Raw genomic sequence first — 12,239 nt, forward strand, 5'->3', positions numbered from 1 at the left:
CTTCCGCTCCGTCAGTTCAGGCTGTCTACAGGGCATCGGCGCGCATCGGCGACAGCCCGGAAAAAATTCTCGATGAGACGCACATCCTTTTCGCCGGGCGCGCGCTCGACGCCGGACGATATATCGATGCCCGGCGCCTGGGTCTTGTCCAGCGCCTCGGCGATATTGTCCGCATTCAATCCACCGGAAAGCATGTAATCGATATCCGCGTCAAGCGCCGCCAGAAGTTCCCAGTCGAATGACACGCCATTGCCGCCGGGCAGCTCAGAGCCCCTTGGCGGTTTGGCATCGAACAGGAAACGGTTGGCTATGCCCTTATAGGCTGCAATCGCGGCAAGGTCGCTGGCTTCGCGCACCGAAAAAGCCTTCATGACCGGCAGGCCATAACGCACCTTGATGAAGGCCACGCGTTCCGGCGTCTCATGGCCGTGAAGCTGCAGAATATCGGGCTTCACGGTTTTCACGATATCATCCAGCGTTTCATCGTCCGCATCGACTGTAACGGCAACGACAAGCGCACGTCCCTTGACCGCATCGCGCAGGCCTGCCGCTGCCTGCGGGGTTATATGGCGCGGGCTTTTTGGAAAGAAGATGAAACCGATATGCGTCGCACCGCCGTCGAGAGCGGCGGCAACGGCATCAGGGGTTTTAAGCCCGCATATCTTGATATCGAGAACCATGGTTTTCCGTCGCATAATTCCGGGGTCTACTCAAGTTATTCCGTCCATTGTCGACCTATTCGGAGATCGGATGGCCGTCAAAACCCTGTGCGATCAGAAAATCATACGCCTCCATGACCTCAAGGGGAACAGCCTGCGCGATCTGATAGCCCCTGGCGGGATATTCCAGAATGCGTTGAAGATCGCCGGTCATCTCGCTGATAAGCATTTCGACCGGATGATCTGCCGTTGGCTGGTCTTCGAATGATACGAGCGGCGCGGTGATGCTTGCGCGTGCTTCCGGCCATTGCCGGGCCACGGTCGCCAGAACGCGGCGCTGGGTCTGCGGCTTGGTCACAAGGATGGCGCTGATTGCACCGGGTGCAAGCCGTTCGCGACTGAATCTTATATTTTCGCCGATATTGGTGGCATTGGGTTCGATGGTGATCGCTTCTTCGGGCACGCCGCGCCTGATTGCGATTTCAGCAAAAGTTTCTGCTTCACTTGCCTTGTAGAGCTTGTCCGTCCAGTGACCGCTTTTGCCGGTGAACACCAGCCACGTCGCCATGCCGGCCAGAAACAGATCGGCTGCTCTCTCGGCAACGCGTGGATCGTAGCTGCCAAGCCCGATAATAACATCGGCAGTTTCCAGCGGATCATAGATGCAGTGATAATCCCACAGCACCTTGGCGGCGGTCAGTATGGATGCGGTCATGTGAAGTCGATAGCCTGTAATGCGCTGCCATTGCGCTTCAGCCAAGCCTTGCAGCGCTCTGTGTCGGGGCAAAGCTCATGGCAGAGTTTCCAGAATTTCGGCCCATGGTTCATCTCGATGAGATGGGCCACCTCATGGGCAACAAGATAATTGATCACCGGGGCAGGGGCCATGCCGATGCGCCAGGAGAAAGAAAGGATGCCGTCCGAGGTACACGACCCCCAGCGGCTCTTCGTATCCTTGAAGCGCACTGCCTTGGCCTTGCGGCCGACAGCCGCGGTGTGACGGACGACAAGCGCCTCGATCTCGCGCTTCACTTCGCGCTTGATGTGATCGGCAACGCGGCGCGGCAGATGTGCCGGATCGCCATGAACGAGCAGAATATTGCCTGCGAGAAGCTGTGTGGTGCCGCGCCCGGGCTGGTGCACGATCTTGTGTGGCACGCCACGCAAGGGGATTTTGATACCGGCGCGCACGCCTGGCTGGTCGGGCAGTTTTGCAATGCGGCTTTCGATCCAGCCTTCATGGCGGTTGAGGAAGCTCAGTACCTCGCGCTCGGGAAGGCCGGGCGGAACCGTAATGCGCAGTCCCTTGCCGCCTGCTTCGATACGCAGGGTCAGTCGTTTGGCACGCGGATTCTCGAAAACACGTAAGGGAAGTTCGCGTCCGGCGACCGCATGGATACGTTCGCTGCGAACGGTTGTCGTTCCAGCGGATGCCCCTTTACCGCTGATTTGCCGAAGAAAGGATAAGCCCATCGCTTAAGAATAAGCGATTCGCTTAAAAAGCCAGAAAAAATTGCTCTTTTGACCGAAACGGCGCAGCCAAACCGCGCCGTTTCAAGAGATTTCAGGGTGTTATACCTTATCAAAGATCGGTGATGTCGTCCTTGCCGCCTTTCGCGCGCGGGGCAGGCGTCTTCTTCGAGGCCGCACGGCGTTCAGCCATGAAGCGGTCGAATTCTTCCTTATCGCGAGCGCGGCGAAGTTCTGCAGCATAGGCCTCGAATTCGGCGCGTGCTTCTTCAAGCTTGCGGCGTTCTTCGGCCAGTCGTTCCAGCTCGGCGCGGCGCCAGTCGTCAAAAGCCTCGTTGCCGGTGGTGCTACCGAAGTTGAAGCTTTCGCCCTTGCGGCAGTTGCGGAACGATCCGAACATGGAATCGGTCTTCTCGTTCACGCCGCGCTTGAATCCTTCGAGGCGGTCGCCCCAGAGGATATAGGCCAGCATGGCAAGGCCAAGCGGCCAGAACAGGATAAAGCCGAGCACCATCAGCGCAATCGTGGCTGGCGTCCATGCCGGGCGGATCAATGCAGTATTGGTCATGGTCTGCTCCGTCGAAAAGCGCATGCCATTCAACCGTTCGACATCGTCCGGCAACATGCGCAAAACCAAGGCCTGCCAGCCCGCCCTATGCGAGCATTTTGTTCTGGCGGCTTGACTTCGACGTGGTGAAAAGATTGCGGCTTTTCAAGAATGCAACTTGCGGATTCAGGCCACGCTTCTGCTAACCAATGTGATTAATTCGAAATTTTTTTGCGAAAATGTTCGAGAAAAGTGACGGCAAGCCCGGCGATCAGTGCCCAGAAGGCAGAGCCGACGCCGAAAAATGCCATGCCGGAGGCCGTCACGGCAAAAGTTATGGTCGCCGCAAGACGCTCATGTTCATCCTTCAGCGCCAATGACATGGCGTTGATGAACGGGCCTGTCAGGGCAAGCCCGGCAACAAGGGCGATGAGCGTTACGGGTAATACGGCAAAGATTGCGACCAGTGACGCCCCGAAGAGGGCGAACACCACATAGATCGCGGCATAGACCGGACCGGTAAGCCAGCGCTTGGTGTGATCGGGATGTGCATCGGGATTGGTGCAGAGTGCCGCCGAAATCGCGGCCAGATTGGTGGTAGAAGCGCCAAAAGGAGCCGTCAGCAGTGAAAACAGACCGGTTACGCGCAGGCAGGCGCTGGTTGGCGGCTCATAGCCTGAAGCACGCAGTACGGCGAAACCCGGCAGGTTTTGCGAGGCCATGGTCACCAGATAAAGCGGGATCGCGATGCCGATCATCGCACCCATGTGGAACTCTGGCCAGATGAGGGTGAGTGTGGAGATTTCAGGCGCGGGCAGGGCTGGTGAGCGCCCAGTGGCGAGCGCGAAGATCATCCCGATCACCAGAACGGCGATGACGGCGAGCGACGGGTTGAACAGGCGGATAATAAAGAACAGCGCTACCAGCGGCAGGACGAAAACCGGGTCGCCGGGCACCGTCTTGGCAGCGGCAATGACGAAACTCAGCAGTACACCTGCAAGCATACCTGATGCGACGGATGCGGGAATGCGGGAAACAAGCACCGACAATTGGCGGATCAGTCCGGTGGCGACTAGTGCGAGTGCCGTCACGATGAATGCGCCAACCGCTTCCGGCATGGTGAAACCGGCACTGGCGCCGATCAGCGCCAGCCCCGGTGTAGACCAGGCTGCGATGATCGGCATCTTGTAGCGAATGCTGAGCCAGGCGGATGAGGCGGCAATCGCAAGGCAAATCGCCGTCACCCAGCTTGCAGTTTCGGCCTGTGTGGCGCCCAGCACCTGCGCTGCGGCAATGATGAGTGCCAGCGTGCCGCCGAAACCGACAATGGCCGCAACCGCTGAGGAAGCGAAAACCGAAAACCGCATGATTTCGCTCCGTTATGATTTTTCGCCGATGCGTTCCGCCAGACCGGATACGGTGCGGATCAGAAGATCGAGATCCTGCGGTCGCGACAGGCGATGATCCCCGTCGCGCACCAGTGTCAGGGTCACGTCATCGACGGGCAGGTGTTCCACCAGCGTCAGCGCATGCTTGTAGGGAACATCGGGGTCCTGCATGCCTTGCAGGATATGAACCGGACAGCCGGTCTCGATGATACCCTTGAGAATCAGGTTCTTCCGTCCGTCCTCGATCAGCGCACGGGTATAGACATAAGGATTGGGCGAATATTCGGAGGGTTCTTCGAAATAACCCTTGTCCTGAAGGTCGTTTTTCTGCGCGTCGGAAAGTGTGGGCTCCACAAGCACAGCCGTAAAATCCGGAGCAGGTGCGATCAGGACGATCCCGGCAGGCGGGTTCCCTTCCTTCTTGAGCTCCTGCGCCATGCGCAGCGCGATCCAGCCACCCATTGAGGAGCCGACCAGAATCTGCGGACTTTTGGCATATTTGCGATAGACGGCGAGGCTTTCGTTCAGCCAGCGCGAGATGGTGCCTTGATTGAAATCGCCGCCGGATTCGCCGTGGCCGGAATAATCGAGCCTGAGTGCGCTGTGCCCGGTCTCAGCTGCCCATTTATCGAGGACGACCGCCTTGGTGCCCAGCATGTCGGACCGATAGCCGCCGAGCCAGACCACACCGGGAGATTTGCTTCCGGCTCTGTAACGCAGGGCGATTTTCGCTCCGTCCACGTCGATGAATTCCGGCCCCGCAACGCTCATGACAAATCTCCTCATTTTCCGGTAGTGTTTTTGCATGTTCGCAAAAGAGAGAAAACCCGCATGTGGGGCGAGGCCCTTGAAATGACGGCAAATGTGACCGATATGCCGCTTGTCCGTCGCGAAATGACAACAAAAAGAACGTTTATCACGCGGGGGTGATTTTTCCTGTCAAAGATGCTATTGACTTCGCCGCCCGCTTGACGACATTTCCGCGATCAACTGCGGTTTGATTGGGGATATGCCGTCTGGCAGCAAGTATCCGACCGCATGAGACGTAACAATTCAGGAGATAACGACCATTCGCCGACCCTTCAGAGCGACGCCGGTTCAGAAAGACGGACCGCGCTCCAACCGTGATATCCGGGTTCCCCGGGTTCAGCTTATCGATGCCGAAGGCCAGAACCACGGTGATGTTTCCATTCAGGAAGCTATCGCCATGGCTGAAGAAGCAGGTCTCGATCTCGTCGAGATCGTGCCGAACGCAGAGCCTCCGGTTTGCAAGATCGTCGACCTCGGCAAGCTGAAGTATCAGAATCAGAAAAAGGCCGCCGAAGCGCGCAAGAAGCAGAAAACGGTTGAAATCAAGGAAATCAAGATGCGACCGAACATCGACACTCATGACTATGAGGTGAAGATGAAGGCTGCTCTGCGTTTCTTTGAGGAAGGCGACAAGGTCAAGGTTACCTTGCGTTTCCGTGGACGTGAAATGGCGCACCAGGAACTTGGCATGAAGCTTTTGCAGCGCGTCAAGGAAGACACTGTCGAAATCGCCAAGGTTGAGTCCGAGCCGAAGCTTGAAGGCCGTCAGATGATGATGGTTCTCGCTCCGCGCTGAGCATTTCGAAATGCCTTGGAAAAGCCGCCTTCGGGCGGCTTTTCTTTTGGCCAGGCAAATTGGATCATGGAATCGCAATGAAGACTTTGGGCGAATTGGGTAAGTATCAGCAGCGTCGGCGTCTTGCGATCGGCGCCGTCGTGGTGCTTCTGGTCGTGGCGCTGCTTTTTGTCAGCTCGCAATCGACCGGCCATTTTCATGAATATATCGAGGCGTTCGGCCTCAGTCTGATCGTCGCGGCCATCATCGGACGCATGTGGTGCACGCTCTATATCGGCGGGCGCAAGAGCGCGGAAATCGTGCAGAGCGGACCGTATTCGGTCACGCGCAATCCACTTTATGTCTTCAGCAGCATCGGCGCGATGGGTATCGGCGCGCAGACCGGCAGCATCATCATTGCGATCGCCTTCGGCGTGCTTTGTTATCTCGCTTTCTCGGTTGTCATCCGGACGGAAGAGAAATTTCTCAAGCAGAATTTCGGCAAGCCTTATGAAGCCTATTGTGCGAGCGTTCCGCGTTTCTTTCCGAAGTTTTCGCTGTTTCGCGACGACAAGGAACTGATCGTTCGGCCTGACCGGATTTATCGCACTTTTCAGGACGGCCTGGTGTTCTTCGTGGCCTATCCGTTTTTCGAGTTCGTGGAATATCTGCAGGACATTCACGTCCTGCCGGTACTTCTGTGGCTTTACTGACGTTCCAGTTGCGATTCAGTCCAATTCGGGCATTGCGTTTTGCGGTCTTTGAGCCTATAAGGCCGCGTTCGAACCGCCCGGCAGGGCATGCCGTGGCGGTTTCGTATGCTTTTCGGGCTTGGTCAGTTCGGAAGTAAAACTAGGTTCCCATCCGCATCAGGCATGACCGGACGCCACGCAAGAGGCGTCGAGTGCCGGAGGTACGAGGGGATCGCAAAGAAGGAGTAGCAAAATGCCCAAGATGAAGACCAAATCGGCCGCCAAGAAGCGGTTCAAGATCACCGGCACCGGCAAAATCAAGGCCGCAGCTGCTGGTAAGCGTCATGGCATGATCAAGCGTTCGAACAAGTTCATTCGCGATGCACGCGGCACCATGGTTCTCGCCGATGCCGATGCAAAGATCGTGAAGCAGTTCCTGCCGAACGGCCTCTAAGATTAGTCTGAGAAGGAGATCATAACATGGCACGCGTAAAACGCGGCGTTACCGCCCACGCAAAGCACAAGAAGGTTCTGGATCAGGCTGCTGGTTTCCGTGGCCGTCGCAAGAACACCATCCGCACCGCCAAGGCTGCAGTTGACCGTTCGAAGCAGTATGCTTACCGCGACCGCAAGAACCGCAAGCGCTCGTTCCGCGCTCTCTGGATCCAGCGCATCAACGCTGCTGTCCGCGAGCAGGGCCTGACCTATGGCCGTTTCATCGACGGTCTTGCCAAGGCTGGCATCGAGATCGACCGCAAGGTTCTGTCCGACATCGCAATCCACGAACCGGATGCATTCGGTGCGCTGGTTGCATCGGCAAAGAAGGCTCTCGAGTACCTCAAGAACACCGAGACGCCGAACGCTTTTGAAGGCGCTGTCCGCTAAGCCAGCCGCCTTTCCCAAGCAGTATCGATAATTTGGGGACCCGCGCTGGCTCGGCTGGCGCGGGTTTTCTCGTTTTAAGGATTCAAAGCGGGCATGAAGGATGAACCGGGCAAGTTGAGACTGGATCTGGATGCGGATGATCTCCGCAGCCTGCTGGTTCTGCTTGTCCAGAGCCGGGGCAAGCGCATTTCCAGCGCCGTCATCGGTGGTCATCGTGTCTGGATCAAGCGCTACGATGCAGAAAGGCGCCCATTTCCGAAGCGTCTGCACAGTCTCATTTCGCCGCTTCTTCCCTATCCGTTCCTGCGCAGCCCGAAGGATGTTGGAGAAGCAGACATGGCCGACCGCGAAGAGCGCAAGATGAGCGCTTTTCTGCAGGCAGGCTTTCAGGTTCCCAGGATCGTCTACCACCAAGGGGCGGTGATGGTTCTGAGCGATGTCGCGCCGATTATCCAGGACCAGCTTGACCATTTGCGTCGCAATGATCCGCAGGGCCATGATGCACGCTTGGTGCATTGCGCCCGCGCGTTGGGTGAGGCCCATGCTGCCGGACTCTGCCATGGGCGTCCGCATCCGCGCGATTTTTTCGAGAAAAACGGTGTTGCCGGCTTCCTGGATTTCGAGGAGGAGCCGGAAACTGTCATGCCGCTTGCTGCCGCGCAGGCGCGCGATGTCTGGCTTCTGTTTTTCCAGATCACGGCGCAGGCGCGTCTTGCGGGGACACCGCAGCAGACATTCGCAGCCTATCGTGCGGTTGCGCCCGCTGACGTGATTCCGGAATTGAAGAAAATTGTCGGCTTCTTCCGATTTACCATCGCGCCGCTGAGGCTGTTCCGCCGCATTTTTCTCGGCGGCGATGGAAGACGGCTTTTGCAGGCGATGGAATTTTTTGACGCCAATCTTGATGCGTCTCACCAATCAGGCCAAAGAGAGTAACGACAACGCTTCTTTGGCTGCAAAGCAACTATGTGGAGCGCTGCAGGCGCAACAGGTAACTCAAAACAAGAGGCGTGGAGTGCCGCAGGCACGACAGGGATTTAAACAATGAGTGATCTAGAACAACTCGAACGGCAGATTCTCGAAGACATCGCGGCGGCGGCTGACGAGCCTGCCATTGAAGCCGTGCGCGTCGCCGCTCTTGGCAAGAAGGGCTCAGTTTCGGAAAAGCTGAAGACACTGGGCAGCATGACGCCGGAAGAGCGCCAGGCGCAGGGACCGGCGATCAACGGCTTGAAGAACCGGGTTACCGAAGCGCTGACCGAGCGCAAGACGGAACTGCGTAAGCAAGCGATTGCCGCTCGCCTTGAGCGTGAAAAGGTCGATGTGACGCTGCCGGTGCGTGAAAGCGCTGCATCGCGCGGTCGCATTCATCCGATTTCACAGGTCATCGATGAGATCACCGCAATCTTCGCCGATATGGGTTTCTCGATCGCCGAAGGTCCGGATATCGAAACCGATTATTACAATTTCACGGCGCTGAACTTTCCTGAAGGCCATCCGGCGCGCGAAATGCACGACACCTTCTTCTTCAATGCAGACGAGAAGGGCGAGCGCAAGCTTCTGCGCACGCACACCTCGCCGGTGCAGGTGCACACGATGGAGAAGTTCGCGGCCATCCGTGACAAGGAAGGCCGCGACGAGCCGATCCGCATCGTCATTCCGGGCAAGACCTATCGCATGGACTCTGACGCCACCCATTCGCCGATGTTCCATCAGGTCGAAGGTCTGGTTGTCGATAAGTCGGCCAATGTCGCCAATATGAAGTGGGTGCTGGAAGAGTTCTGCAAATCCTTCTTCGAAGTGCCTTCGGTCAAGATGCGTATGCGTCCGAGCTTCTTCCCGTTCACTGAGCCATCGGTCGAGGTTGATATTCAGTGCGACCGTTCCGGTCCGCATGTGAAGTTCGGCGAGGGCAATGACTGGCTCGAAATTCTGGGCTGCGGCATGGTGCATCCGAATGTGCTGCGCGCTTCCGGCTACGACCCGGACGTCTATCAGGGCTTTGCATGGGGCATGGGCATCGACCGCATCGCCATGCTGAAATATGGCATGCCTGATCTGCGCGCTTTCTTTGACGCCGATGTGCGCTGGATCGAACATTACGGTTTCCGTCCGCTCGACATTCCGACGCTTTTCGGCGGACTGAGCGCTTAAGGACAGGAAGGGACAAGACAAATGAAATTCACGCTTTCCTGGCTCAAGGATCACCTTGAAACCGATGCGACGCTGGAACAAATCGTCGAAAAGCTGACCGATATTGGTCTGGAAGTGGAATCGGTGGACGACCGCGCTGCTTTCAAGGCCTTCAAGATTGCCAAGGTCCTGACAGCCGTTCAACATCCGGATGCCGACAAGCTGCGCGTGCTTTCCGTCGATACGGGCGACGGCAAACCGGTTCAGGTCGTTTGCGGCGCACCGAATGCACGTCCCGGTCTGGTCGGCGTTCTGGGTCGTCCGGGCGACTACGTGCCGGGCCTCGATGTCACGCTTTCCATCGGCAAGATTCGCGGTGTTGAAAGTTTCGGTATGATGTGTTCCGAGCGTGAGCTGGAGCTTTCCGACGAGCACAATGGCATCATCGACCTCCCGGAAGACGCTCCGGTTGGCACCAGCTTCGCGACCTATGTCGGACTGGACGATGCGGTGATCGAGATTGGCCTGACGCCGAACCGTGCCGATTGCACCGGCATTCATGGCATTGCACGTGATCTTGCTGCTGCTGGTCTCGGCACGCTCAAGAACACGCTGCCAAACGCCGTCAAGGGTGAAGGGGAAACCCCGGTCAAGGTCATTCTGGATCAGGAGGCCGAGAACCCGTTCTGCACTGGTTTTGCACTGCGCATGGTCAAGGGCGTGAAAAATGGCCCAAGCCCCAAATGGATGCAGCAGCGTCTGAAGGCCATCGGCCTGCGTCCGATCAATGCGCTGGTCGACATCACCAATTATGTGACCTTCGATCAGGGCCGTCCGCTGCACGTCTTCGACGCTGCCAAGGTTAAGGGCAATTTGACGGTGCGTCTGGCAAAGGATAGCGAAACCATTCTCGGCCTCGATCAGCGTGATTATAAGTTCAAGCCGGGCATGTATGTGATTGCCGATGAAAACGGTCCCGAATCGATCGCCGGTATCATGGGCGGCGAGCATTCCGGTTGCGATGAAAACACCACCGATGTGTTGATCGAATCGGCTCTCTGGGACCCGCGTATGATTGCACGCACGGGCCGCGAACTCGGCATCGTCACCGATGCGCGCTATCGTTTCGAGCGTGGCGTCGATCCGGAAATGATGGTTCCGGGTGCGGAAATTGCAACCAGATTGGTGCTGGAACTTTGCGGCGGTCAGCCAACCGTTCTCGACGTGGTTGGATATAGCAAGCCTACGCCGCGCGTGATCGATTTCCCGGTATCGGAAGTTAAGCGCCTGACGGGTATCGAGGTTACCTACGATAACGCGCTGGATATCCTGAAGCGTCTCGGCTTCGGTGTCGAAGGCGACGGCAAGGTTATCAAGGCCACCGTTCCGACGTGGCGTGGCGACGTGGAAGGCAAGGCCGACCTCGTTGAAGAAGTGATGCGCATTCATGGCATCAACCAGATCGACCCGCAGCCGCTGCCGGGGCTTGGCACGGTCAATGGTCGTATTCTGACAACCTTGCAAATCAGAACCCGCCATTCCCGCCGCATGCTCGCTTCGCGCGGCATGATGGAAGCCGTGACCTATTCCTTCATTTCCGACGTGCAAGCCAAAGCTTTTGGTGGTGGCAAGCCGGAACTGAAGCTGGCGAACCCGATTGCCGCCGATATGTCGGACATGCGTCCTTCGCTTCTGCCGGGCCTGCTGGTCGCAGCACAGCGCAATGCGGATCGCGGTTTCGGCGATACGGCACTGTTCGAGGTTTCGGGAATCTATGAAGGCGATACGCCAGACAAGCAGCGTCGCGTGGCGGGTGGCGTGCGCCGCGGTACAGCCAAGGTTGATGGCTCGGGCCGTTTCTGGGCTGGCAATGCGGCTCCCGTCGGCGTCTTCGATGCCAAGGCTGATGCACTGGCAGCACTTGAAGCTGCTGGCGCTCCGGTTGACCGCATCCAGATCGAAGCTGGTGGTCCTGAATGGTTCCATCCGGGTCGTTCGGGCACGTTGAAGCTCGGACCGAAGGTCGTCTTGGGCTATTTCGGCGAGTTCCATCCGGATACGCTGGAAGCACTCGATGTTTCGGGCACGCTTTGCGGCTTTGAAGTCTATATTGATGCGGTCCCTGAGCCGAAGGCAAAGTCCACGCGCACCAAGCCGGCTTTGAACCTCTCGCAGTTCCAGAGCCTCAAGCGCGATTTTGCGTTTGTGGTGGATGCAGATGTGGAAGCTGGAAATGTCGTGAAGGCAGTTTCGTCGGCTGACAAGAAGCTAATTGTTGGCGTTCAGGTCTTCGATATCTTCACCGGCGCATCGCTAGGTGAAGGCAAGAAGTCGATCGCGGTTGAAGTGCTGCTGCAGCCGCAGGACCGCACATTGACGGATGAAGATCTGGAAGCACTGTCGAAGCAGGTCGTGGCCAGTGTGGCCAAGCAGACCGGCGGCGTGCTGCGCGGATAAGCATGAAATAAAAAGCCCGCCATCTGGCGGGCTCAGACTGTTGACAAACCCCTGGCCTTGTTCAGGGGTTTGTGATTCAGTGGGTCATGTTGAAGAAACCTGCTCCGTCCCAGACGGCTCTCGAGATGGTAACGCTCGACAGCCTGGTGCCCAAGGATCATCTGCTTCGCAAGATCGATGCGGTGATAGACTTCTCCTTTATCCATGATCGGGTTGCCGGACTTTACTGCGCCGACAACGGCCGCCCGGCGCTCGATCCGACCTTGATGTTCAAGGCTTTGTTCATCGGCTACCTGTTCGGCATCCGCTCGGAACGTCAGCTGGTGCGCGAGATCGAGGTCAATGTCGCCTATCGCTGGTTTCTGAGGATGAAGCTGACCGATGGTGTGTTCGATGCCTCGACGCTGTCGCAGAACCGCCGCC

The 12,239-nt window shown here is 57.6% G+C and carries 14 protein-coding genes; 8 read left to right on the top strand and 6 right to left on the bottom strand.

Going from position 1 to position 12,239, the window contains the following annotated elements; translation table 11 throughout:
* Positions 1 to 11 precede the first annotated feature (11 nt).
* From AAE521_RS22705 to AAE521_RS22730, 6 genes are all read right to left on the bottom strand, one after another.
* Complete coding sequence (locus AAE521_RS22705) at positions 12 to 680, bottom strand: phosphoribosylanthranilate isomerase (RefSeq protein ID WP_342062568.1); 669 nt, start codon at positions 678 to 680, stop codon at positions 12 to 14.
* A 55-nt stretch (positions 681 to 735) separates the two neighbouring features.
* Entirely contained in the window at positions 736 to 1,374 is a 639-nt protein-coding gene (locus tag AAE521_RS22710; protein WP_342062569.1) for a YdcF family protein, read from the bottom strand.
* Positions 1,371 to 2,132: a M48 family metallopeptidase gene (locus AAE521_RS22715; protein ID WP_342062570.1), complete on the bottom strand. Its 762-nt coding sequence runs from the start codon at positions 2,130 to 2,132 to the stop codon at positions 1,371 to 1,373. Before AAE521_RS22715 ends, AAE521_RS22710 begins: the two co-directional genes overlap by 4 nt.
* A gap of 109 nt (positions 2,133 to 2,241) precedes the next feature.
* Positions 2,242 to 2,697 carry a DUF2852 domain-containing protein gene (locus tag AAE521_RS22720; protein ID WP_010657696.1) on the bottom strand — a complete coding sequence of 152 codons (456 nt, stop codon included), beginning with the start codon at positions 2,695 to 2,697 and terminating at the stop codon, positions 2,242 to 2,244.
* Between the two features lie 194 nt (positions 2,698 to 2,891).
* Positions 2,892 to 4,043 (bottom strand): benzoate/H(+) symporter BenE family transporter, encoded by a 1,152-nt coding sequence (locus AAE521_RS22725; RefSeq protein ID WP_071632106.1) that lies wholly within the window; start codon positions 4,041 to 4,043, stop codon positions 2,892 to 2,894.
* A 12-nt stretch (positions 4,044 to 4,055) separates the two neighbouring features.
* Complete coding sequence (locus tag AAE521_RS22730) at positions 4,056 to 4,835, bottom strand: alpha/beta hydrolase (protein WP_342062571.1); 780 nt, start codon at positions 4,833 to 4,835, stop codon at positions 4,056 to 4,058.
* Positions 4,836 to 5,133: 298 nt separating this feature from the next.
* Here AAE521_RS22730 and infC point away from each other — a divergent pair, with 298 nt between their 5' ends.
* The 8 genes from infC to AAE521_RS22770 form a co-directional block, all read left to right on the top strand.
* Positions 5,134 to 5,670: a translation initiation factor IF-3 gene (gene infC, locus AAE521_RS22735; RefSeq protein ID WP_012091035.1), complete on the top strand. Its 537-nt coding sequence runs from the start codon at positions 5,134 to 5,136 to the stop codon at positions 5,668 to 5,670.
* 77 nt (positions 5,671 to 5,747) lie between these two features.
* Positions 5,748 to 6,362 (top strand): methyltransferase family protein, encoded by a 615-nt coding sequence (locus AAE521_RS22740; protein ID WP_342062572.1) that lies wholly within the window; start codon positions 5,748 to 5,750, stop codon positions 6,360 to 6,362.
* Positions 6,363 to 6,594: 232 nt separating this feature from the next.
* Positions 6,595 to 6,795: a 50S ribosomal protein L35 gene (gene rpmI / locus AAE521_RS22745; protein ID WP_006473268.1), complete on the top strand. Its 201-nt coding sequence runs from the start codon at positions 6,595 to 6,597 to the stop codon at positions 6,793 to 6,795.
* Positions 6,796 to 6,821: 26 nt separating this feature from the next.
* Positions 6,822 to 7,226 (top strand): 50S ribosomal protein L20, encoded by a 405-nt coding sequence (gene rplT, locus AAE521_RS22750; protein WP_006468099.1) that lies wholly within the window; start codon positions 6,822 to 6,824, stop codon positions 7,224 to 7,226.
* A gap of 93 nt (positions 7,227 to 7,319) precedes the next feature.
* Positions 7,320 to 8,162, top strand: a complete 843-nt coding sequence (locus AAE521_RS22755; protein WP_342062573.1) for a BUD32 family EKC/KEOPS complex subunit — start codon at positions 7,320 to 7,322, stop codon at positions 8,160 to 8,162.
* Positions 8,163 to 8,270: 108 nt separating this feature from the next.
* The gene (pheS, locus tag AAE521_RS22760) at positions 8,271 to 9,380 is read left to right on the top strand and encodes a phenylalanine--tRNA ligase subunit alpha (RefSeq protein WP_010657703.1); all 1,110 of its coding nucleotides are present in this window, start codon (positions 8,271 to 8,273) and stop codon (positions 9,378 to 9,380) included.
* Positions 9,381 to 9,401: 21 nt separating this feature from the next.
* Entirely contained in the window at positions 9,402 to 11,816 is a 2,415-nt protein-coding gene (pheT, locus tag AAE521_RS22765) for a phenylalanine--tRNA ligase subunit beta (RefSeq protein ID WP_342062574.1), read from the top strand.
* Positions 11,817 to 11,902: 86 nt separating this feature from the next.
* Positions 11,903 to 12,239 (top strand): transposase (locus AAE521_RS22770; protein WP_342062575.1); only part of this gene is annotated, 337 nt, incomplete at its 3' end.

It is taken from the genome of Brucella cytisi, from assembly GCF_038433355.1.
Taxonomy (GTDB): domain Bacteria; phylum Pseudomonadota; class Alphaproteobacteria; order Rhizobiales; family Rhizobiaceae; genus Brucella; species Brucella cytisi.

What these genes read in the sequence shown, in the direction of transcription:
- AAE521_RS22705 (WP_342062568.1), bottom strand. Translation starts at nt 680, where the DNA reads ATGGTTCTCGATATCAAGATATGCGGGCTTAAAACCCCTGATGCCGTT.
- AAE521_RS22710 (WP_342062569.1), bottom strand. Translation starts at nt 1,374, where the DNA reads ATGACCGCATCCATACTGACCGCCGCCAAGGTGCTGTGGGATTATCAC.
- AAE521_RS22715 (WP_342062570.1), bottom strand. Translation starts at nt 2,132, where the DNA reads ATGGGCTTATCCTTTCTTCGGCAAATCAGCGGTAAAGGGGCATCCGCT.
- AAE521_RS22720 (WP_010657696.1), bottom strand. Translation starts at nt 2,697, where the DNA reads ATGACCAATACTGCATTGATCCGCCCGGCATGGACGCCAGCCACGATT.
- AAE521_RS22725 (WP_071632106.1), bottom strand. Translation starts at nt 4,043, where the DNA reads ATGCGGTTTTCGGTTTTCGCTTCCTCAGCGGTTGCGGCCATTGTCGGT.
- AAE521_RS22730 (WP_342062571.1), bottom strand. Translation starts at nt 4,835, where the DNA reads ATGAGCGTTGCGGGGCCGGAATTCATCGACGTGGACGGAGCGAAAATC.
- AAE521_RS22740 (WP_342062572.1), top strand. Translation starts at nt 5,748, where the DNA reads ATGAAGACTTTGGGCGAATTGGGTAAGTATCAGCAGCGTCGGCGTCTT.
- rpmI (WP_006473268.1), top strand. Translation starts at nt 6,595, where the DNA reads ATGCCCAAGATGAAGACCAAATCGGCCGCCAAGAAGCGGTTCAAGATC.
- rplT (WP_006468099.1), top strand. Translation starts at nt 6,822, where the DNA reads ATGGCACGCGTAAAACGCGGCGTTACCGCCCACGCAAAGCACAAGAAG.
- AAE521_RS22755 (WP_342062573.1), top strand. Translation starts at nt 7,320, where the DNA reads ATGAAGGATGAACCGGGCAAGTTGAGACTGGATCTGGATGCGGATGAT.
- pheS (WP_010657703.1), top strand. Translation starts at nt 8,271, where the DNA reads ATGAGTGATCTAGAACAACTCGAACGGCAGATTCTCGAAGACATCGCG.
- pheT (WP_342062574.1), top strand. Translation starts at nt 9,402, where the DNA reads ATGAAATTCACGCTTTCCTGGCTCAAGGATCACCTTGAAACCGATGCG.